The organism is Seohaeicola nanhaiensis (genome assembly GCF_042654245.1).
GTDB lineage: Bacteria > Pseudomonadota > Alphaproteobacteria > Rhodobacterales > Rhodobacteraceae > Seohaeicola_A > Seohaeicola_A nanhaiensis.
Map to the genome: position 1 here is coordinate 844,084 of NZ_JBHSGI010000002.1, position 20,262 is coordinate 864,345.

At 63.3% G+C, this 20,262-nt stretch carries 22 protein-coding genes and 1 tRNA gene; 20 read left to right on the plus strand and 3 right to left on the minus strand.

What is annotated here, in order from left to right:
* Positions 1–36 precede the first annotated feature (36 nt).
* The 4 genes from ACFO5X_RS04270 (at position 37) to ACFO5X_RS04285 (ending at position 4,745) form a co-directional block, all read left to right on the plus strand.
* The gene (locus tag ACFO5X_RS04270; protein WP_380715992.1) at positions 37–1,014 is read left to right on the plus strand and encodes an ABC transporter permease; all 978 of its coding nucleotides are present in this window, start codon (positions 37–39) and stop codon (positions 1,012–1,014) included.
* Positions 1,011–1,850, plus strand: coding sequence for an ABC transporter permease (locus ACFO5X_RS04275; RefSeq protein ID WP_380715993.1), 840 nt, complete (start codon positions 1,011–1,013; stop codon positions 1,848–1,850). Before ACFO5X_RS04270 ends, ACFO5X_RS04275 begins: the two co-directional genes overlap by 4 nt.
* Positions 1,847–3,517, plus strand: coding sequence for an ABC transporter ATP-binding protein (locus ACFO5X_RS04280; RefSeq protein WP_380715995.1), 1,671 nt, complete (start codon positions 1,847–1,849; stop codon positions 3,515–3,517). The genes ACFO5X_RS04275 and ACFO5X_RS04280 overlap by 4 nt, the downstream gene beginning before the upstream one ends.
* Positions 3,518–3,767: 250 nt before the next feature.
* Positions 3,768–4,745, plus strand: a complete 978-nt coding sequence (locus tag ACFO5X_RS04285) for a dipeptidase (RefSeq protein ID WP_380715996.1) — start codon at positions 3,768–3,770, stop codon at positions 4,743–4,745.
* Here the strand turns inward: ACFO5X_RS04285 and ACFO5X_RS04290 are convergent.
* Entirely contained in the window at positions 4,724–5,641 is a 918-nt protein-coding gene (locus ACFO5X_RS04290; RefSeq protein ID WP_380715997.1) for a LysR family transcriptional regulator, read from the minus strand. The two genes, ACFO5X_RS04285 and ACFO5X_RS04290, sit on opposite strands and share 22 nt — an antisense overlap.
* A gap of 200 nt (positions 5,642–5,841) precedes the next feature.
* Between ACFO5X_RS04290 and ACFO5X_RS04295 the strand changes: the two genes are divergently transcribed.
* The 13 genes from ACFO5X_RS04295 to ACFO5X_RS04355 all read left to right on the plus strand — a co-directional run bounded on the left by ACFO5X_RS04295 (position 5,842) and on the right by ACFO5X_RS04355 (position 15,787).
* A complete protein-coding gene (locus ACFO5X_RS04295) occupies positions 5,842–7,266 on the plus strand; it encodes an aldehyde dehydrogenase family protein (protein WP_380715998.1) in 1,425 nt (474 codons plus the stop codon).
* Between the two features lie 56 nt (positions 7,267–7,322).
* Positions 7,323–8,117, plus strand: coding sequence for an ABC transporter ATP-binding protein (locus ACFO5X_RS04300; protein WP_380715999.1), 795 nt, complete (start codon positions 7,323–7,325; stop codon positions 8,115–8,117).
* Positions 8,114–8,950, plus strand: a complete 837-nt coding sequence (locus ACFO5X_RS04305) for an ABC transporter permease (protein ID WP_380716000.1) — start codon at positions 8,114–8,116, stop codon at positions 8,948–8,950. Before ACFO5X_RS04300 ends, ACFO5X_RS04305 begins: the two co-directional genes overlap by 4 nt.
* A gap of 136 nt (positions 8,951–9,086) precedes the next feature.
* The gene (locus ACFO5X_RS04310; RefSeq protein WP_380716001.1) at positions 9,087–10,049 is read left to right on the plus strand and encodes an ABC transporter substrate-binding protein; all 963 of its coding nucleotides are present in this window, start codon (positions 9,087–9,089) and stop codon (positions 10,047–10,049) included.
* Between the two features lie 31 nt (positions 10,050–10,080).
* Entirely contained in the window at positions 10,081–11,685 is a 1,605-nt protein-coding gene (locus ACFO5X_RS04315; RefSeq protein ID WP_380716002.1) for a phytoene desaturase family protein, read from the plus strand.
* Between the two features lie 14 nt (positions 11,686–11,699).
* Entirely contained in the window at positions 11,700–12,014 is a 315-nt protein-coding gene (locus ACFO5X_RS04320) for a muconolactone Delta-isomerase (RefSeq protein ID WP_380716003.1), read from the plus strand.
* Positions 12,015–12,018: 4 nt separating this feature from the next.
* Positions 12,019–12,375 (plus strand): RidA family protein, encoded by a 357-nt coding sequence (locus tag ACFO5X_RS04325; RefSeq protein WP_380716004.1) that lies wholly within the window; start codon positions 12,019–12,021, stop codon positions 12,373–12,375.
* Positions 12,376–12,842: 467 nt separating this feature from the next.
* Positions 12,843–14,045, plus strand: a complete 1,203-nt coding sequence (locus tag ACFO5X_RS04330) for a tyrosine-type recombinase/integrase (RefSeq protein ID WP_380716005.1) — start codon at positions 12,843–12,845, stop codon at positions 14,043–14,045.
* Positions 14,042–14,599, plus strand: a complete 558-nt coding sequence (locus ACFO5X_RS04335; RefSeq protein WP_380716006.1) for a hypothetical protein — start codon at positions 14,042–14,044, stop codon at positions 14,597–14,599. Before ACFO5X_RS04330 ends, ACFO5X_RS04335 begins: the two co-directional genes overlap by 4 nt.
* A gap of 91 nt (positions 14,600–14,690) precedes the next feature.
* Positions 14,691–14,861, plus strand: coding sequence for a helix-turn-helix transcriptional regulator (locus ACFO5X_RS04340; protein ID WP_380716007.1), 171 nt, complete (start codon positions 14,691–14,693; stop codon positions 14,859–14,861).
* 109 nt (positions 14,862–14,970) lie between these two features.
* Entirely contained in the window at positions 14,971–15,279 is a 309-nt protein-coding gene (locus tag ACFO5X_RS04345; protein WP_380716008.1) for a winged helix domain-containing protein, read from the plus strand.
* Positions 15,279–15,401 (plus strand): hypothetical protein, encoded by a 123-nt coding sequence (locus ACFO5X_RS04350; RefSeq protein ID WP_380716009.1) that lies wholly within the window; start codon positions 15,279–15,281, stop codon positions 15,399–15,401. Before ACFO5X_RS04345 ends, ACFO5X_RS04350 begins: the two co-directional genes overlap by 1 nt.
* Positions 15,398–15,787 (plus strand): hypothetical protein, encoded by a 390-nt coding sequence (locus ACFO5X_RS04355; protein ID WP_380716010.1) that lies wholly within the window; start codon positions 15,398–15,400, stop codon positions 15,785–15,787. The genes ACFO5X_RS04350 and ACFO5X_RS04355 overlap by 4 nt, the downstream gene beginning before the upstream one ends.
* A 678-nt stretch (positions 15,788–16,465) precedes the next feature.
* Here ACFO5X_RS04355 and ACFO5X_RS04360 read toward each other — a convergent pair.
* Positions 16,466–16,888 carry a Rap1a/Tai family immunity protein gene (locus ACFO5X_RS04360; protein ID WP_380716011.1) on the minus strand — a complete coding sequence of 141 codons (423 nt, stop codon included), beginning with the start codon at positions 16,886–16,888 and terminating at the stop codon, positions 16,466–16,468.
* A 412-nt stretch (positions 16,889–17,300) separates the two neighbouring features.
* Between ACFO5X_RS04360 and ACFO5X_RS04365 the strand changes: the two genes are divergently transcribed.
* Positions 17,301–17,903 carry a hypothetical protein gene (locus ACFO5X_RS04365; protein WP_380716012.1) on the plus strand — a complete coding sequence of 201 codons (603 nt, stop codon included), beginning with the start codon at positions 17,301–17,303 and terminating at the stop codon, positions 17,901–17,903.
* Positions 17,904–18,019: 116 nt separating this feature from the next.
* Here ACFO5X_RS04365 and ACFO5X_RS04370 read toward each other — a convergent pair.
* Positions 18,020–18,106 (minus strand) — tRNA-Leu (locus ACFO5X_RS04370).
* Positions 18,107–18,301: 195 nt separating this feature from the next.
* Between ACFO5X_RS04370 and ACFO5X_RS04375 the strand changes: the two genes are divergently transcribed.
* Positions 18,302–19,291, plus strand: a complete 990-nt coding sequence (locus ACFO5X_RS04375; RefSeq protein ID WP_380716013.1) for a complex I NDUFA9 subunit family protein — start codon at positions 18,302–18,304, stop codon at positions 19,289–19,291.
* Between the two features lie 3 nt (positions 19,292–19,294).
* Positions 19,295–20,098 carry an undecaprenyl-diphosphate phosphatase gene (locus tag ACFO5X_RS04380; protein WP_380716014.1) on the plus strand — a complete coding sequence of 268 codons (804 nt, stop codon included), beginning with the start codon at positions 19,295–19,297 and terminating at the stop codon, positions 20,096–20,098.
* The last annotated feature ends 164 nt before the right edge of the window (positions 20,099–20,262 follow it).

The following is a 20,262-nucleotide window of genomic DNA, read 5'->3' on the forward strand; positions in this document are numbered from 1 at the left end:
GCCGCGTCCAACCACCCCCGACAGGAAGAAATAGACATGGCGCAGCTGCGTTACTTGTTCGGCCGCCTTGTGAAGGCGATCATGGTCCTGCTGGCCGTCACCGTCCTGAGCTTTGGCCTGATCCGCGCGGCGCCCGGCGATCCGGCCACCGTCCTGGCCGGCGAACAGGGGTCGGTCGATCCCGAGTTCATCGAACAGGTCAGGGCGAGATACGGTCTGGACCGGCCGATCCACGAACAGCTGTTCAAATATGTCGCCGGTGTCGCGCGGCTGGATTTCGGCGATTCCTATCAGCACAACCGTCCGGTCATCGAGCTGATCGGCGAACGCCTTCCCGCCACATTGCTGCTGACGCTGACCGCCTTCCTGCTGGCCCTGGCCGGCGGCCTTGTCATGGGCGTCACCGCCGCGAAACACGTCGGAAAATGGCCTGACGGGGTTATCACCATCGCGGCGCTGCTGTTCTTTGCCCTGCCGCTGTTCTGGGTCGGGCTGATGGCAATCCTGCTGTTCTCGGTCCAGCTCGGCTGGCTGCCGGCCTTCGGCATGAATACCATCGGCGTCGAGATGTCGCCGATCGGACGGGCGCTGGACGTGGCCCGGCACCTGGTGCTGCCCGCTGCGACGCTGGGGCTGCTCTATCTCGCCACCTACACCCGCATGACCCGCGCCTCGGTGCTGGAGGTCATGGACCTCGATTTCGTGCGCACCGCCCGCGCCAAGGGTCTGGAGGAGAAACGGATCTGGCGGCGGCATATCCTGAAGAACGCACTGCTGCCGATCATCACGCTGGCCAGCCTTCAGGCCGGCCACCTTGTCGGGGGCGCGGTGCTGACCGAGACGGTCTTTGCCTGGCCCGGCATCGGCCGACTGGCCTTCGACGCGCTGCTGCAGCGCGACTATAACCTGCTTCTGGCGATCTTCATCATCGCCTCGGCCTTCGTCGTTTTCTTCAATCTTGTCGCCGATCTGGTCTACAGCCTCGCCGACCCAAGGATCGAGGTCGCCGCATGACCGATTTCGCCCGACGTTTCCTTCGCAGCCGCTCTGGCATGATCGGCCTGATCCTTCTGCTGACGCTGGTGCTGATGGCGATATTCGCCGACCTGCTTTTCCCCGGCGACCCCTGGCGGATGGCCGGACGGCCGAATCTGCCGCCGTTCAGCAAGGGTTTCCTTTTCGGCACCGACCAGCTTGGCCGGGACGTCGCCGCGGGCATCATGCACGGCGCGCGGATGTCGCTGATGATCGGCTTTGCCTCGTCGGTCGTCGCCATCGGCGTGGGCGTTCTGGTGGGCGCGGTGGCCGGGTATTTCAGCGGCATCGTCGACGATCTGCTGATGCGCCTGACCGAGTTCTTCCAGACCATCCCGTCGTTCATGCTGGCCATCGTGCTGGTGGCGATCTTTTCGCCGACGCTCGGCTCGATCGTGGCCGCCATCGCGGTGGTGAGCTGGCCGCCGATCGCGCGTCTGGTGCGGGCCGAGTTCCTCACCCTGCGCCAGCGCGACTTCGTCAAGGCGGCGCAGGTCGGCGGGCATTCGCAGAGCAACATCATCCTGCACCAGATCCTGCCGAACGCCCTCTCGCCGGTTATTGTCATGGCCTCGCTGATGGTCGCCTCGGCGATCCTGATCGAAAGCGGCCTGTCCTTCCTTGGCCTCGGCGACCGCAACTACATCACCTGGGGTTTCATGATCGGCGCCGGCCGCACGATGATCCGCCATGCCTGGTGGCTGAGCGCGATCCCCGGGCTTGCCATCTTCGTCACCGTTCTGGCGCTGAACCTGTTCGGCCAGGGGCTGAGCGATGTCCTCAACCCGCGCCTGTCGAGGAGCAACAGAACATGACGAACGAACCTATCCTCGGTATCCGCTCGCTCGACATTTCGCTGCCCCCGGGTGCGGACCGGCCCTTTGCCGTCAAGGATTTGACCCTCGACCTGCGACGCAACGAGATCCTTTGCGTCGTCGGCGAGTCCGGCTCGGGCAAATCGCTTCTCGCCACCGCGATCATGGGGCTGCTGCCGCCCGGCGTGCGGATCGCAGGGGGAGAGATCGACTTTGACGGCACCCCGCTGGCCTCGCTCTCTGACGCGCAATATCGCAAGCTTCGCGGCGCGCGGATTTCGATGGTGTTTCAAGAACCGATGACGGCCCTGAACCCGGTGCTGACGGTGCGCGAACAGCTGGACGAGGTGCTGGTCGCCCATGGCGTGAGCCGTGCTGGCGACCGTCAGAAGCGTATCCTGGAGCTGCTGAACGCCACCGGGCTGCCGGAGCCGGAGACGCTGCAGCATTCCTATCCCTTCCGTCTGTCCGGCGGGCAGCGGCAGCGGGTGATGATCGCCATGGCGCTGGCGCTGGAACCCGATGTCGTGATTGCGGACGAGCCGACCACGGCGCTGGACGTGACCACGCAGAAGCAGATCCTCGAATTGCTGCGCGAGATCCAGCAGCGGCTTCACATCGCCGTGCTGTTCATCACCCACGATTTCGGCGTTGTGGCCGAGATCGCCGACCGGGTCGCGGTCATGCAGTTCGGCGAGCTGGTCGAGGAAGGCCCGGCCGAAGACGTGCTGAACACACCCAAGCATCCCTATACGCGCAAACTGGTCGCCGCGGTGCGGGGCCTGTCCGACACGACGACGGCGGAAGGTCATGCCGGAGGCGAACCGATCCTGTCGATCCGCAATGCCACCAAGACCTTTACCACGGGTGGCAGCGGGTTCTTTTCGACCAAGCGGCGGCGGGTCGAGGCGCTGAAGGACATATCGGTCGATATCGGCCGGGGCGAGACGCTGGGGCTGGTCGGGGAATCCGGGTCGGGGAAGTCGACGCTCGGGCAGGCGGTGGTGCAACTGCTGGAGCTCGACAGCGGCGAGATCCGGTTTCACGACAAGCCGTTTCAGGCGATGTCGCGGCAGGAGCGCGCCCGGATCCGGCCCAAGATCCAGATCGTCTTTCAGGATCCCTATGCCTCGCTCAACCCGCGTCACAAGATCCGCAGGGCCCTCACGGAAACGCAGATGATACACGGCGCCACGCGCGCCGAGGCGCTGGAACGCGCCGAACAGATGCTGGACCTTGTCGGGCTGGACCGGAGCGCGCTCGATCGGTTTCCGCACGAGTTCTCGGGCGGACAGCGGCAGCGGATCGGCATCGCTCGTGCGCTGGTGATGCAGCCGGACCTGATCGTCGCCGACGAGGCCGTCTCGGCGCTGGACGTGTCGATCCAGACGCAGGTGCTGGCGCTGCTGGCCGATATCCGCAACCGGCTGAACCTGTCGATGCTTTTCATCACCCACGATCTGCGCGTAGCCGCGCAGGTCTGCGACCGAATCGCGGTGATGCGGCGCGGCGAGATCGTGGAGCTGGGAGAGGCCGGCGAAGTGCTTGCCACGCCGCGCCACGCCTATACCCGGCAGCTCTGCGACTCGATGCCGGGGATCGCCTGGTTCTCGAACGACCCCGGGCAAGAGCCTCGCGGTCAGGCCCACAAGGCCGAAGGCGACTGAAGGACGAGGAACCGGCCGACCTGCAACGACGCGATGAGGCGCCACAACGCGCTGAAGTGCCCGCAATCTGCGATGACCGCCTGTGCATTTCCGGTGCGAGGCCGCGGACCGCAGTTCAAAGATTTTGATCTTCAATTAAGACCAATGAATTTGACTGATGCACGCGGTATCCGATGATTGGGTCGGGTGGCATGCTTCTTTGCCGTGCCGCCGGTTCCATCCCGCCCTGACGCGCACAAGAGGATTTGCCATGACGCTTCCGGCCATTATCGACGCCCTTCAATGCGGCACCTTTGACCGCGAGGTCCTCAAGATGCTTCGGGACGGGGGATATCGTTGCGTGACGCCGACGCTCGGGTTCTGGGAAGGCACGCTGGAATCGCTCGATTCCCTGGCGCGCTGGCGGGACATGGAGCGCGAGAACGCCGAATTGATCCGCATCGTGCGGCGCGCCGATGACATCCGGGCCTGCATCGCGGACGGCAAGCTTGGCATCCTTCTGGGCTATCAGAACACCAACCTGCTTGAGGACCGCATCCGCTATGTTGAGTTGTTTGCTGACCTGGGCGTGCGGGTGCTGCAACTGACGTACAACAACCAGAACGAACTTGGTGGCTCGTGTTACGAGAAGGAAGACAGCGGCCTGACCCGGTTCGGCCGTGAAGTGGTCGAGGAGATGGCGCGTTGCGGGATCCTGGCCGATTGCTCGCACACCGGGGATCGCACGGCGCTGGATACGATCGAGCATAGCCCGGGGCCGATTGCGATCACCCATGCCAATCCGGCGTCGATCTTTCCGCACGCGCGGAATCGGTCCGATCGGGTGATCAAGGCGCTGGCCGAGCGAGGCGGCGTGATCGGCTGCGCGGCCTATCGGAACATCACTCCGGACTGGGCCTGCGCCACCGCGCGCGGGTTTGCCGACCTGATTGCCCGAACGGTCGACATAGCCGGGGTCGACCATGTCGGTGTCGGCACCGATTTCAGCTATAAGGGCGACGACGCATTCCGGGCCTGGATGAGGATGGGCCGCTGGTCGCGCCAGCTGAATTACGGCGCGGGGTCGGCATCCGCGCCGGGTGCGGTCAGCAAGCCGGACTGGCTGCCCTCGGCCGACCGTCTGAGTGACCTGGTGCCGGCCCTGGGCGAAGTCGGCTTTTCGGAACCAGAAATCGCAAAGATCATGGGGGGCAACTGGTTGCGCCTTTACGAGGAAGTCTTCGGCTGAGCGGTCACGGGTTCCAGTCCCAATCGTTCCGCCTGGTCGGCCACGGTCCGGCGCACGCGGTCGATCAGCAAAACGGTGGCCGGTGACAACCGGCGACCGCGCCGTTTGAGGATACCGATGGTGCGGTGCGCCGATGGGTCGAGGATCGGCAGAAAGCGTACTCCCGTCGGCGACAGCGAGCGCGACAGGTTGGGCATGACGCAGCTGCCCATCCCCGCCCGAACCATGGCGAATGCGGAACTTGCGCTGGACACGCGCAGGGTGACCGGGTTGGTTTCCAGGATTTCGCGCAGATAGCCTTCGTAGTTCTCGAAGGCGACCAGGGGTTGCGCGAGCACCGTGTCCCAGCCGACCGGTGCCCCTGCGATGGCCAAGGGATGGCTGTCCTCGCACACCAAACTGTAGTGGTCCACGAAGAGCGGTTCGTAGTGGACGTCGTCGCGCAGCGATGGGCCGCGCCCGAAGGCGACATCCACCAGACCGTCGGCCACCAGATCTCCGAGCCGGATCGACAGCGATTCCCGCAAGCTGATGCGGAATTCAGGCAACTTCTGCCGCGCCCTGCGCACCGCCGCCGGCAGGATTTCTGCGGCGAAGGAGACCACCGCCGCCACGGTGCAATGGCTGCTTTCGGTCAGTGCGTTGGCGGTGATGCTGGCGCAGGCGGTGTCGTAATGCGCCAGCAGATCGCGGGCGGTTCCGACACAGGTCCAGCCGAAGCGGTTGGGATGCGCCTTGCGCTCGCCATCGAAAAGAGGCGCGCCGATGGCCTCTTCCAGTTGCTTGAGCGACATCGAGACGGCCGACGGGGTGCGCCCGAGCTTTTGCGCCGCGACCTTGATGCTGCCCGTTTCGGCAACGGCGACAAGCACGCGAAAGTTCATCAATGTCAGCATTCCACGACTCCACGGCAGTTCAATTTTCTTGAACAAAGCTTCAGGTTAATGAATTTGACTGGACAGTTCCGGTTTGTAAACCTTGGTTCAACGACGGGCCACCGACGCCCGGATCCGAACATCCGATGCGGACGCCCGGCCCCCTTGGGTGCCCTTGCCGCGCCGGGTGCCCGACGACACTGCCCGAAAGGACCGAAGCCATGGACCATCTCGATCAATTCTACATAGGTGGCGCCTGGGTTGCGGCCGCCGGAGCAGACAAGATCGCGGTGGAGAACCCGGCAACGGGCGACGTGATCGCCCATATCGCGCGCGGTACGGCGGCGGATGTCGACGCGGCGGTGGCGGCGGCGCGACAGGCGTTCGACAGCGGGGCCTGCGGTGACCGGGAGTTCCGGTTGCAGGTTCTTCGGCGCATTCTCGAGGCCTATGGCGACCATCAGCAGCGTATCGGCGATCTGATCGCGGAAGAGATTGGCGCGCCACGAGCCTTTGCCCGAAACGTGCAGGCCGGCTCCGCGCTGAACCATCTGCGCAAGGCAATCGAGGTGCTGGAGAGCTATGACTTCGAAGAGCTGCGCGGCACCACGATGGTGCGGCGTGAACCGATTGGCGTCGCCGGGTTGATTACGCCCTGGAACTGGCCGATCAACCAGGTCGCCTGCAAGGTCTTCCCGGCGCTGGCGGCCGGATGTTCGATGGTGCTGAAACCCTCGGAGCTTTCGCCCCTGTCGGCGATTGCCCTGACCGAACTGTTCCACGAGGCCGGGGTTGCGCCGGGCGTCTTCAACCTGGTGCAGGGCGAAGGCCCCGAAGTCGGGGAAGCTTTGGCCCGTCATCCCGACGTCGACATGATATCGCTGACGGGGTCCGCCCGCGCCGGCGCGGCCGTGACGATTGCGGCTGCGCCCACGGTGAAGCGCGTCAGCCTGGAACTGGGAGGCAAGGCCGCCAACATCCTGCTGGACGATGTCGATCTGGAACCGGCGGTGACGCGCGGAGTGCAGAACTGCATGCGAAACGCCGGGCAATCCTGCTCGGCCCCGACCCGGATGCTGGTGCCGCACGCGATGATGGCGGAGGCCGCCGACATCGCGGCGCGCGTCGCCAGGGGGCTGCGGGTGGGTCCGCCGGATGCCGAGGGTGTCGACATGGGGCCGCTCATCAGTGCGCGCCAGCTGGAACGGGTGCAAGCCTATATCGACAGTGGCATCGCTGAGGGCGCCCGGCTGGTGGCCGGGGGCAGCGAGCGGCCCGAGGGGCTGGCCGACGGTCATTTCCTGAACCCGACCGTCTTTGCCGACGTCACCCCCGCCATGCGGATCGCGCAGGAAGAGATCTTCGGGCCGGTGCTGTGCCTGATCGGCTATGACGGCGACGACGCGGCTGTCGCCATCGCCAACGGCACCGTCTTCGGGTTGACTGCCTACGTGCAGTCCCCGAATGTCGAACGGGCCCGCGACATGGCACGCCGTCTGCGCGCCGGCAGCGTCCTGCTCAATTATGCGCCAGTTGACCCGAATGGGCCCTTTGGCGGCTTCAAACAATCCGGAAACGGTCGCGAATACGGGCTCTTTGGCTTTGAGGAGTTCCTGGAGGTCAAGGGGATGGTTGGCTACGCCTGACCCGCGAGATGACACTGGCCTGGCAGAGATCGGGCCGCGAACGACAGGGAATGAAGATGAGACCAGATCATCTGGACGAGACACCTTTCGTCAAGCTTTCGGGGGTCCACAAGACCTACGAAGCGGAAACCGGCAATGTCCGCGCGCTGGACCCTGTCAGCTTTGGCATAGATCGGGGTCATATCGTCAGCGTGGTGGGGCCTTCGGGCTGCGGGAAGTCCACGCTGCTGCGCATTCTGGCCGGGATCGACCCTGCAACGGGAGGTCAGGTGGTGATCGACGGACAGGAGATCTCTGGCCCGGTGCCGAACATGGGCATCGTGTTCCAGCGCGATCTGCTGCTGGACTGGCGCAACGTGCTGGACAACGTGATGCTGCCGGCCGAGCTGGCCCGCGCCAATATGGACGAGACCCGCAGCCGCGCCGTCGCATTGCTGAGCGAACTGGGGGTCGGGGATTTCCTGAACCGTCTTCCCTTCGAGCTGTCGGGCGGGATGCGGCAGCGCGCGGCGATTGCCCGCGCCCTGCTGATGCGTCCCTCGCTGCTGTTGCTGGACGAACCCTTCAGCGCGCTGGATGCCATGACGCGGGACCAGATGAACGTGATCCTGCAGCGGTTGCAGCAGCATGAGCGCGTGACCACCCTGCTGATCACGCATTCCATCGCCGAAGCCGTGTTCCTGTCGGACCGGGTGGTGGTGATGTCGGCGCGACCGGGCCGGGTGCTGGACGTGATCGACATCGACCTTCCCACGCCGCGACCGTTGTCGATCCGCGAAGAGCCAGCCTTTGCCGCCATTGCCCGCCGCATTCGCCTGCTGTTCGAAAAAGAAGGGGTTCTTGCCGCATGAGTGCCGCGTCCAACACCGTCACTGCCACCACGTCCGGGCCGTCCTCCAAAGTGATCCAGCGCCGGCGTCGCCGGATTCTGCGCAACGCTGCCCTGCCGGTACTGAGCGCCATCGTCGGACTGATCGTCTGGGAGGTCGTGGTCCGTGCCTTCGACATTCCGGCCTATCTGCTGCCCGCGCCCACCGAAGTGGTCGAGGTGCTGTTCAATCGATTTGGCTATCTGATGACCAACCTCGGCTACACGATGTTCTCGGCGCTGCTGGGATTTGCGCTGGCGGTCCTGTTGGGTGTGGGGCTGGGAATCGCCATCGCCTCGTCGCCGATCGTCGACCGGGTCGTCTACCCCTGGCTGGTGATCTCGCATGCCGTCCCCAAGGTCGTGGTGGCGCCGCTTCTGTTGGTCTGGATCGGTTTCGGGGTCAAGAGCGGGGTGATCTTCGTCGTGTTCTTCACCTTCTTCACGATTGTGGTGAACACGGTCATGGGGCTGAAATCCGCGGATCCCGACCTGCTGCACATGGTGCGGTCGATGGGTGCCAGCCCGATGAAGGTGCTGTGGAAGATCAAACTGCCCAATGCCCTGCCCAACATCTTTACCGGGATCAAGATCGCCGCGACGCTCGCCCCTGTCGGCGCGGTGATCGGCGAGTTCGTCGCCTCGAACCGCGGGCTTGGCTATGTGCTGATCCAGGCGGTCGGGAGCATGTCGATCGACCTGGCCTTCGCGGCGGTGTTCCTCGTCTCGGGCTTTGGCGTCATCGTCTGGTATCTGGCCGAACTCATCGAAAAGCGCATCCTGCCCTGGCACGCGAGCCAGCGCGGTCAGCACTGAAACCATTCCTGCGCCTCCTGCCCAGAGGCGCAGGCCAAAACCAGCCGCCTATGGCTGCAACGAAGGGCGGGACCAACCGCCAACTCCAACCATCCACACGGGGCCGCAGCGCGGCGCCGCCAACAGAGGAATTGCCATGCGTTATCCACTACTTGCCGCCGCAGTCACCCTGCTTGCCATGCCTGCCCACGCGGAAACGAAAGTGCGGCTCGGGCTGGACTGGGGCTATCTGCCCTATCACGCGCCAATCGCGCTCGGGATCGAAAAGGGGTATTTCAAGGACGAGGGGATCGACCTGTTCATGGAGCCTGGCCGCGGTTCGGCCAGCACCGCGATCATGTTGGGCGAGGACAACTACGATATCGCCCATATCAACACCTCGAACGCCGCTGTCGCAATCTCCAAAGGCGTGCCGATCAAGACCGTGGCGGTCTATCAGACCCGCACGGCCGCATCCTTCATCGGCATCAAGGGCAAGGTGACACTCGACAGCGTCGAGGCCATCAAGGGCTATCGCATCGGCAGCACCCCCGGCGGTTCGGACCAGCTGAGCCTGCGCATCTTCCGCGCGGTCAACGATCTGGGCGAAATGGACCTGGACGTGGTGTCGCTGGATGCCAACGCCAAGCAGGCGGGCCTGATGTCGGGCAATGTCGAGGTAATCAGCGGCGACGGTTTCGCCTATGGCGCCATCATCCGCGGGACGGGACAGGAAGCCGAAGTATTCTCGCTGGCGGATGCCGGCGTGCCCCTGATGGGTTTCGGCTATTCCGCGAATACCGAGTTCCTCGAGTCCAACCCCGAGGTGATCACCGCCTTTCTGCGTGCCGTCAAACGGTCGTGGCAGGACGCATTCGCCGACCCCGAAGGCACCTGCGAGCAGGGTCGCGCCAAGCTTGAACTGACCCACAAGCAGGCGGCCTGTGTCGACTATCTCAAGGGGTTGATGGCGATCTCTGACGATCCTTCCTCGCCAAGCTGGGGCGCGCGTTCCGATGAGGAATGGGCCGCGCTGATCAGCACCCTGGCCGAGGTGGGCGAGATCCAGTCCCCTGGCGCGCCCGACACCTATTACACCAATGCGCTGCTGCCGAACTGACGCCAGCGCGACCCAGCGAAAGGACAGAGCCTTGGGCAAGACGGATGCAATCGTCATCGGCGGAGGTCATAATGGCCTGCTGTGCGCCGGCTATCTCGCCAAGGCCGGATTGAAGGTAACGCTGCTCGAACGGACCGCCCTGATAGGCGGTCCGGCAGCGACGCGGGAGTTCTTTCCCGGATACTTCTCGGCGATCTCCAACTCTCCGGGCTCGCTTGAACCGCGGGTCGTGGCGGATTTCGCGCTCGAGCGTCATGGACTCGTGTTCCGCCGGCCCGATCCCACTCTGGTACATCCCCTGACCGACGGTCGGCTTTACATCGGCTGGCGGGATCCGGCGCGGAACGACGCCCAGATGAACGCCTGGCGGCCGGGCGAGGCCGAGCGGTTCAAGGAGGTCTTCGCCTATCTCAACCGCTTTGCCGAACGGTTGGGGATCTCGATCTACCGCGAGCCCCCGTCGCTGCAGGAGCTCGTCGCCAATCTGACCACGACCGAGGACCAGGAGATGTTCTCGCGCATCATGTTCGGCAGTGTGCGGCAGCTGTTCGAATACTTCGATCTGGCGCCCGAGACGCAGGCGGTCATGGGCCCGCTGTCCGTGGTCAGCGGGCTGGCCGGGCCATCTACACCGGGCACGCCCTTCAACCTCATGATGCGGCCGCTGTCGCTGGCCTCGCAGAAATCCGACAGCGAGGACGACCCGCGCCGGATGCCGCTGCGTGGATCGACCGGACTTGCGGTCGGGGGAATGGGCGCGATCGTCGAGGCCATGACACGGTCGGTGGAGGCGCTGGGCGTGACCATCCTGCGCGACGCCGAGGTGGAGACCATCGCCGACGAAGCCGGCGGCCCGGTCGCAACCCTGACGGACGGACGCAGTTTTCAGGCCCCCATCGTGGTCAGCGCGATGCACCCGCATCTGACCCTGAGCAAGGTGCGTTCCGCCAATTCCGACTGGGCGCCGCTGATCGACAAGGCCGGGCGGGTTCCGCCGGCTGGCAGCGCCTTCAAGATCGTCCTCGGTCTGGGCGACATGCCCCGCTATGCCGCGGCAAAGGATGCCGCCGAAGCGCAGGCGCTTGCCTCGGCCCAGCTGCGCATCGCGCCGACGCTGGACTACCTTGAGGACTGCCACGCCGATCTGGCCCGGGGCCGGATGCCCGAGAGCCCGCTGATCTGGGGCCTGTGCCATTCGATGACCTCGCCGCAGATGGCGCCGGAGGGCAAGCACGTGCTGTCGATCAACCTGGGCGGCGCTCCGCATCGGGGCGGCCGCGCGCCGGTGGACGTGGACCGCGAGGCCGTTGTGCGCCGGGTGGTGGCCATCCTGTCGGAATGGATTCCGAACCTGCCGGACATCGTTGAACATCAGGCGGTGATCGGAGCCAGCGAATTCGAAGCCGACCACGGGTTGTTCGGCGCCAATATCGCGCATCTCGACATGATGCCGATCAACCAGTTCTGGATGCGGCCGGTTCCGGGGCTGCACCGCTATCGTACGCCCACCAGGGGGCTTTACCTGTCGGGGGTGGGCACGTGGCCGGGCGGCTATTTCTCGGGGATACCCGGGCACAACACGGCGCAGGCCGTGCTTCACGATCTGGCCGAGGGCCGGGTCGCCACGACCTTCTGAACATGGAACAAGCAATGTCATCGGAAAAACTCGTAGAATTCCTCGTCAACATTTCGTTTGTCGGTCCGGTCGGCTGGGACAAGGCCGATGTCGATGCCCTTGTCGCCAAGGAGCGCGCCCATGCGGCCGAACTGGCCAAGGAAGGCTATCTGGTGCGGATGTGGCGGGTGCCGGCCCGGCGCGAGAACTGGGGCCTGTGGCGCGCCCGCGACGCCACCCACCTGCATCAGATCATCACCGGTCTGCCCTTCTGGCCTTACATGCAACTGACGGTTCACCCCATGGCCGCGCATCCGGTCGACCCGCTCAGATTTGGGCATGAGGAATAGGCCGGTGCCGGAGACCATCACCCGAATTCAGCCCAATCACCGTCGAAGCCGCGCTGTCGTGGTGGGCAACATGGTGCATGTCGGCGGCCAGTTCGCCGACAATTACGCAGGCGACATTGCGGCCCAGACCGGCGAGACGCTGGCCAAGCTGGACGCCCTGCTGGCAGAATGCTGCAGCGACCGGTCGCACCTCGTGTCGGTTACGATCTGGCTGCGCGATATGGGCGACTTCGACGCGATGAACGCGGTTTATGACGCCTGGATTGATCCGGCGAATCCGCCGACCCGCTGCTGCGGTGAGGTGCGGATGGCGCATGACGACATGCGCATCGAAATCACCGCGCTGGCCCGTCTCCGCTGATATATGGAGGCTTCCCCGCCCAGCGCGCTCGCGCCCGGCGGGGCGCCCGCGCTGGAGACGCCGGTTCGCAGGCTGTATCCCTGCGATAGCGAAGGTATCCGCACGCGTCCCGATTTGGTTTGGGGCAGCTGAAGGGGCCGGTTGCACCGAGGCCTGAATCTGCCTGCCCAAAATTCGCGATGATTCTCGGGTTGCAGAGCGAAAGTTGTCGGTGCGGACGTCATGCGGCCAACAACACCAGAGGTGGGACGAAGACCAGAGCCCACTCCGTCATACCGCTGAATTATAGGGGAATTTTCTGGTTTTATGGTGCCCAGGAGAGGCATCCAATCCCTATATCTTGGGGTTCCCCGGAACACCGCCCCTCGACCCATCGCCCGTAAAACAACGGTCTTCCTGTTTCAACCTGTTCCATTCTGCCCCACGGCATACTATATGCTGGGGGTGGATACGAAGGGGGACAGGAAATGACCCGTGCGCTGAACAAGCTGACCGCCCAGGCCGCGAAAGCTGCCGCACCCGGCAAGATTTCCGATGGCGGCGGGCTTTGGCTGCACAAGCGCGACGATGGCGGTTCCCAATGGGTGCTGCGCGTCGTGGTTCACGGGCGGCGGCGTGAAATGGGCTTGGGGGGTTATCCGACCGTTTCTTTAAGGGAGGCGCGCGAAGCGGCGGACAAGTGGCGCGGCATGGTCAGGCAAGGCTTGGACCCCATCAAGGAACGCGAGCGCCAGCGCCGCGAGGCAGAGCGCAATATCCACCTATTGAAGGATATCGCGCTGGACGCCTTCGAGAGTCGCAAGGCCGAACTAAAGGGTGACGGCACGGCGGGCCGGTGGTTCTCACCGCTGGAACTCCACATCCTGCCCAAGCTGGGCAAGGTTCCGGTGGCCGATATTGACCAACGCGATATCCGCGACACCCTCGCCCCCATCTGGCACACGAAAGCCGACACCGCCCGCAAGGCAATAAACCGACTCGGCATCTGCCTAAGGCACGCGGCAGCACTCGGGCTGGACGTCGATTTGCAAGCGACGGACAAGGCTAAGGCACTGCTGGGCAAAACCCGGCACAAGCCGACCAACATTCCGGCGATGAACTGGCGCGAGGTTCCGGCGTTCTACCAATCGCTGAATGGCGGCACGGGAACAGAACTGGCGCTGCGCCTGCTTATCCTGACAGCGGTGCGGTCGCACCCGCTGCGCCACCTGCGCCTTGACCAGATCGACGGCGACGTCTGGACGATACCGGGCGAGGCCATGAAGGGACGCAGGGACGCCACGCCAGATTTCCGGGTGCCCCTCTCGCGCGAGGCGCTGGCCGTCATTGAACAGGCCAAACCCTTCGCCCGTGATGGCTTCCTGTTCCCCGGTATCCGCAAGGGCGTGATTTCCGACATGACTATGGGCAAATTCATGGACCGGCGCGGGCTGGAAGCGCGACCGCATGGGTTCCGGTCATCCTTCCGCGACTGGACGGCCGAGGCGACGAATACGCCGCGCGAGGTGGCCGAAACGTGCCTCGGACATACGGCGGGGGGAGCGGTTGAAAGGGCTTACCGCCGGACGGATTTTATTGAGCAACGGCACGCACTGATGGAGCGGTGGAGCGCCACGTTGAAAGCCGACAATCGCAAAGTTGTTGCAATCTCCATCGCGGCTGAGCAATGACAGATGTGACACCACCTCCGGTTGCCGACGTAGCAATCAAGCTCAGAAGATCAAAAGACTTCGAGATTCTTGCGAGGGTCATCTGCATGAATGGGGAGATGCCATCTGTAGCGCTGGCAACCCAGGATTTCGGCGCGTTAATACGCAAGAAGAGAATCAGCAATGCTGAATTTAACAAATTCACCGCAATGGCAAGGGCCGATGCTCGCATGTTTGACGGCCTGAATTTCACCCTCGCAGTGCGGTTCTCTTGCGCGGACATGCCGATGACAGCTTTGATGCGTAGTTGGATTTCCGACGTTCTGATGAGGGAAGAAATCAGGCCAAAATCGAAAGGTGGCAGATACAAAAGACTGAGCGAGATGCATAATTACAGTTTTGTCCAGCTTGTCTCTATGGCCATGAAATTTGGCCTCAAAGCGACGCGGAGCAGCGCGACACGACCCAGCAGCGCTTGTGACGCGGTAGTGATTGCCTTGGCCGATTTCGGGCATCACGTGACCTATGATGCTGTTGCCAAGCATTGGTCCAAGCGCGCCGAGAATTCCATCTAGCCAGATATGAAATTCGCTCGAAGCGCTTGTCTTTCGCTCTTTTCGATGAGTGCAGATATGTCGTCACCGTGAAACACCACGGAGCAACGACATGCGCTATCTGACTTTCCGCGACCTGCAAGCCAAACTCGGCTGTCGGGGACGCACGACCATTTACCGTGATATCGAACTCGGGCGCTTGCCCAAACCCGTGAAAATCGGGGCGCGCCTCTATTGGAAAGAGGCCGATATCGACGCAACGCTCGAAGCATTGGCGGAATAAGACCCGCCCCCGCCAAGCAATGCGCTTGGGCGGCGGGCAGGAATGTTCTCTGGCGGGAACTTTCGCACCCTACGCCCAGCGCCCCCTGAACTCAACACAGGAGTGACGCATGACGCGTTCGAATAATTGGGGCGCTGCCCCCTTTCATATCCACAATGCGAACGGACCCGCGCAACTTGTTACGGTCAAAGGTCGCGACCGATGGGCACTTGAATGCCTCATTGCGATGGGCATCAAGGGATGCACTCCCATCGAAAGCCCCGGCCCCCGCTGGAGCGGATACATCCATAAGCTGCGCGAGATGGGTATCGCAATCGAGACCATCCACGAAAAGCACGGCGGCCCTTTCCCCGGCACGCATGCGCGTTACGTGCTGCGCAGTCATGTGACGCGCGCGAGCGGGAAGGAGGTGGCCTGATGGAAAAGCACACCCCCACGCCCAGAGAGCGTCTGGAGCGTCGCCTGCGGCACCGCTACGGGCTTTCCCGGCACCTTGCCCGCTCGGTTGCCGATTTGCGCAAGCTAGAGGTATTTGAATGAGCCGTGGCAAGCCATACAAGCGCGCCAAGAAGGGGGCTGGGCGTCACGTCCAGCTTCCCGAATGGCTGCAAGCCTCGCAAGCATGGGCAACCCTGCCCCCCGGCCCCAGGGCGCTCTACATCGAACTGAAACGGCGCTTCAACGGGCGCAACAACGGCGACATATTTTTGAGCCACCGCGACGCCGCCGCCGCGTTGAACGTCCACCGCAATACGGTCGGACCGTGGTTCAGGGAATTGGAACGGCGCGGGTTCATCTACATGACACGGGGGCCGCACCTTGGTCCCAGCGGTATCGGGCAGGCGTCCGTCTGGGCGCTGGGCGAGGAAGCGACACAGGACGGCAGATCGGCGCGGAGAGACTTTATGCGCTGGACCGGGACGTAGCTGTGGCGATGGCTCATTTTGATTTTTGTCTGTTCATGCGCTTTCGGATTCTGTTCACTATCTCTTTAGTTCGAGGCTGGGAGAGCGCCCATGCTGATATGCCCCCGGCCAGCTCAATTTCTCTCACCAGACTGGCAGAAAGCGCAGTAGTGAGCGGCATTTCCCTTGCACCTGCCAAGGCCATCCGAACTTTTCCGAGGAATGCAGATCTGGAACGATTATTTCGACGCATAACTTTACTGGGGCCATTTACCGCCGCCTGCCCAACACCTTTGGGTGCGTCCGAATAGCCAATGGGCCGACCATCCCATGCTTCGCCGCCCCATCTTTGAAGCCGCGCTTCACGCTGAGTCTTCGCCCAATCACGTCGATTGCCCATGACAAAGGAATAGCACCTCGCCGAACGTTTCGGAAGCATTTAAGCCAACAGCGCAGCGCAGAACCCCCGCACAAATTCAGTGCATGGCCGTCACAGAAAACAGGACGGAGCCGAAGGAAGCAGGACGTCGGGCGGCAAAGCCGTCCTGAAAATTGTGACGTGAAGGGCTGTTTTCGGCCCTACCCCGGCACAATGAACAGGACACATATACATTCTGCCAGAGGATGATGACCTACCATGGGGTTGCAACAATGAGCCAACATCAAGTCGCAGGAGTTTGGTGACAGAATACTGATCGATCAGGGACAAGGGAACGCTTCCGAAAGCGCCTCCATTATCAGAGTGCGCGCCGACTCATGCCTTTGCGCAGGAACGGCGTCCAAGTGTAATTTGACTACGTCCAAGATTTGCCCGTTTTGCACCTCTTGAGGGATGCAAAATCCCAAGGCGGCGCTGGACATGAGGTCCATTTCATCCAAAGCCCGCTCCTTCCTGCTCATGGAGGCAATGGAAATCAGAGCGCCCCATTTCATTCCCTCAACCGCGCCCAGAACATACCCGATGCAAAACCCTTGCGCCACGCTGGCCTCTTGGTTGTTGCAAGCTCCATGCACGTCGTTTCCCGTGATGGGTTCCGCAAACACATGACTGACCAGCGCGACCTGCATAATCGTGGCAATAGCTGCCCGTATTAAGCTGGGATGAATACCTCGTACCGCCATGGATGCCCCCCGTGACTTGCCCGCTTCCAAACGATGGTAGCTAGGTGCCAATCAATGTAGAAGGTTACGCGGCCGCCGTTGTCTACCGCAACGCATTTCTATCCACGGCCTGTTGGCGAAACCTACCAGCCCGGATGCCGCGCCTCCGGCCTGACCGGCAAGGCATCAGGTGCCTCCACACCGTGCCGCTCCAGCCATTCCTTAAACACCGTCCAACGGTCTGAATCTGTCGCGGTTGCGCGCCACTTATCAAGCTCAGCTAGAGCAAGGGCCAGGTCATGAGGGATGGTAGAGGGCCAGGGCATGACTCGCATGTTTGAACAAAAAGAGAACAAAAATCTAGATGGATTCCCCGCATCCAACGATAAAGGCGTAAACCTTCCAAATGATTTCGGCAAAATCGGAGGCGGTGATGGGCGGTTTGGGTAGCGGGCGGCGCTGGCATGTTGGGGCCAAGAGTACTACGGATGATTTCAGAGCGCTCGACGTGCGGCGCTGGTCGCGGGAGGGGCTATTGAAGCCGGGTTCGGCATTCCGTTGGAGCTGGCAGATCGACGGCGAGACGGTCGCCACGATCAACGCTAGAGCAGAGAGCGGGCGCGTAGTGTTGAATTATCGCCATCGAAGCTACGGCGAGGAATGGGTGCATGAGGATTACCCCATCGCACTGACAATAACGGACTGCCACATCGGCGGAGTGCGCCAATGGTTCCTTTGCCCAGCGCACGGCTGCGGGCGTCGGGTGGCAAAACTATACGGCGGCACCATCTTTGCCTGTCGCCAGTGTCACCGGCTGGCCTATCCATCACAACGCGAAGGCTATCACGACCGCGCTGGGCGTATGGCTGAGAGGATACGTGCTAAACTGGACTGGACACCGGGAACAGCGAACGGCCATGGCCTAAAGCCCAAAGGCATGCACTGGCGGACATTCGACCGGCTGGTCCGAAAGCACGACGCATTAGACCAAGCCTCTTGGGCGGCATTCCTGTTCAAATTTGGCGAGTATCTCTAATCGCTATTCCTGCTTTCAGAAACGGCCAGCAGGGAAACTTAGGGGGATATAAGGGTGGATAAGCCGCCGAGCTTTTCCGTCAACCGCTTGATAAATATAGCCAAACTGCTATTATTTGGTGCCCAGGAGAGGACTCGAACCTCCACGACCTTTCGGCCACTGGTACCTGAAACCAGCGCGTCTACCAATTCCGCCACCTGGGCACAGGCTTGCGTGGAGGGGCATGTATCGCCGGTGCGCGGGGCTGTCAACGGGGGGAGTGAAGAAAGATTTCAATTGCTTCGCCGGGCGGCATCGGGGCGGTGTTTCGGCCCCGCGGGGCGCAGCGGCGCTCTGCCGCCTTGTCGTCGCGCGCGGGCGGGGCTAATGAGGGTCTGGGACCGGTCCGGAGGCTTAAGATGTCGAAACTTGTCACCATTTACGGCGGCTCAGGCTTTGTCGGGCGCTATGTGGCGCGCCGCATGGCCAAGGCGGGCTGGCGCGTGCGCGTCGCGGTGCGCCGTCCGAACGAGGCGATGTTCGTGCGCCCCTATGGCGTTGTCGGGCAGGTGGAGCCGGTGCTGTGCAACATCCGGGACGATGCCTCGGTGGCCGCCGCGATGGCCGGCGCGGATGCGGTGGTGAACTGCGTCGGCATCCTGAGCGAATCCGGGGCCAATACATTCGACGCCGTGCAGGACGAGGGCGCGGGCCGGGTCGCGCGGCTGGCCCGGGCGGCCGGTGTGGCGCATCTGGTGCATCTGTCGGCCATCGGCGCCGACCCGGAGGCCGAGAGCGAATACGGACGCACCAAGGCCGCGGGCGAAGCTGCGGTGCTGGCCCATTTCCCGGGTGCGGTGATCCTGCGCCCGTCGATCATCTTCGGGCCGGAGGACGAATTCTTCAACCGCTTCGCGGGCATGACCCGGATGGGACCGTTCCTGCCGGTGGTGGCGAGCCAGACGAAATTCCAGCCGGTCTATGTCGATGACGTGGCCCAGGCCGCCGTCATGGGCGCCGAGGGCGCGGCGGCGCCGGGCATCTATGAACTGGGCGGGCCGGAGGTTCTGACCTTCCGGCAGATGATGGAGCGGATGCTGCAGGTGATTCACCGCCGCCGGGTGCTGGTGCCGGTGCCGGGGTTCGTCGCGTCGATCCTCGCCTTCTGTTTCGACATGCTGCAGGCGGTGACTCTGGGCCTGGTGTCCAATCCGGTGGTGACGCGGGATCAGCTGAAATCGCTGGGGCGCGACAATGTCGCGACCGGTCAGGCGCCGGGGCTTGAAGCGCTGGGTATCCAGCCCACGTCGCTGGAGTCGGTGCTGCCGGATTACCTGTGGCGGTTCCGGCCCTCGGGGCAATACGACGCGATCAAGGATTCGGCCCGCAACCTGCGCAAGGCCGACTGAAGCGTGACCGAACATACCCTGCTTGTGTCGCTGGTCCTTGGCCTGATCGAGGGCCTGACCGAGTTCATTCCCGTGTCGTCGACCGGGCACCTGTTGCTGGCCGGGCATTTCCTGGGCTTCGAGAGCGCGGGGAAGACATTCGAGGTGGTGATCCAGCTGGGGGCCGTGCTGGCGATCCTGACGGTCTATTCCGCCAAGCTGGTCGGGGTCTTCACCGCGGCGCCGCACGATCCGGCGGCGCGGCGGTTCATCCTGTCGGTGCTGGTAGCCTTCCTGCCGGCGGTGGTGGTCGGGGTGCTGGCGCATGACTTCATCAAGACGGTGCTCTTCGAGACGCCAAAGCTGATCGCGGTGATGCTGATCCTGGGCGGGCTGGTGCTGCTGGTGATCGACCGCATCGCCCCTGCCCCGCGCCATGACGACGCGATGCGCCTGCCGCTGGGCATAGCCTTTGCCATCGGGGTGATCCAGTGCCTGGCGATGATCCCGGGCGTGTCGCGCAGCGGGGCGACCATCGTGGGTGCCCTGTCGCTGGGGGCGAGCCGGCGGGCGGCGGCGGAGTTTTCGTTCTTCCTGTCGATGCCGACCATGGCGGGCGCCTTTGCCTATGACCTGTACAAATCGCGGCACATGCTGGATGCGGGTGCCGTAAACGAGATCATTGTCGGATTCATTGCGGCCTTCGTGGCAGCGGTTCTCGTCGTACGCTGGCTGTTGGGCTATGTTAGCCGCAACGGGTTTGCGGTCTTCGGATGGTGGCGAATCATCGTCGGAAGCGTCGCACTGGTCGCGCTTTCGGTCGCCTGACGCACGGTTAGGTAAACTAAGCTGACATAATTTCAGTCGCGGAGGAGCTTTTCTCCGCCCGACGGAGAGATATTTCCGTATTTAGGTCAGTATTGCTGACTTTTAATCTCTCGCGCAGCATTTTATCAAGGCGCACCGTGCGGTACCGGGAAAGGGATGGCCAG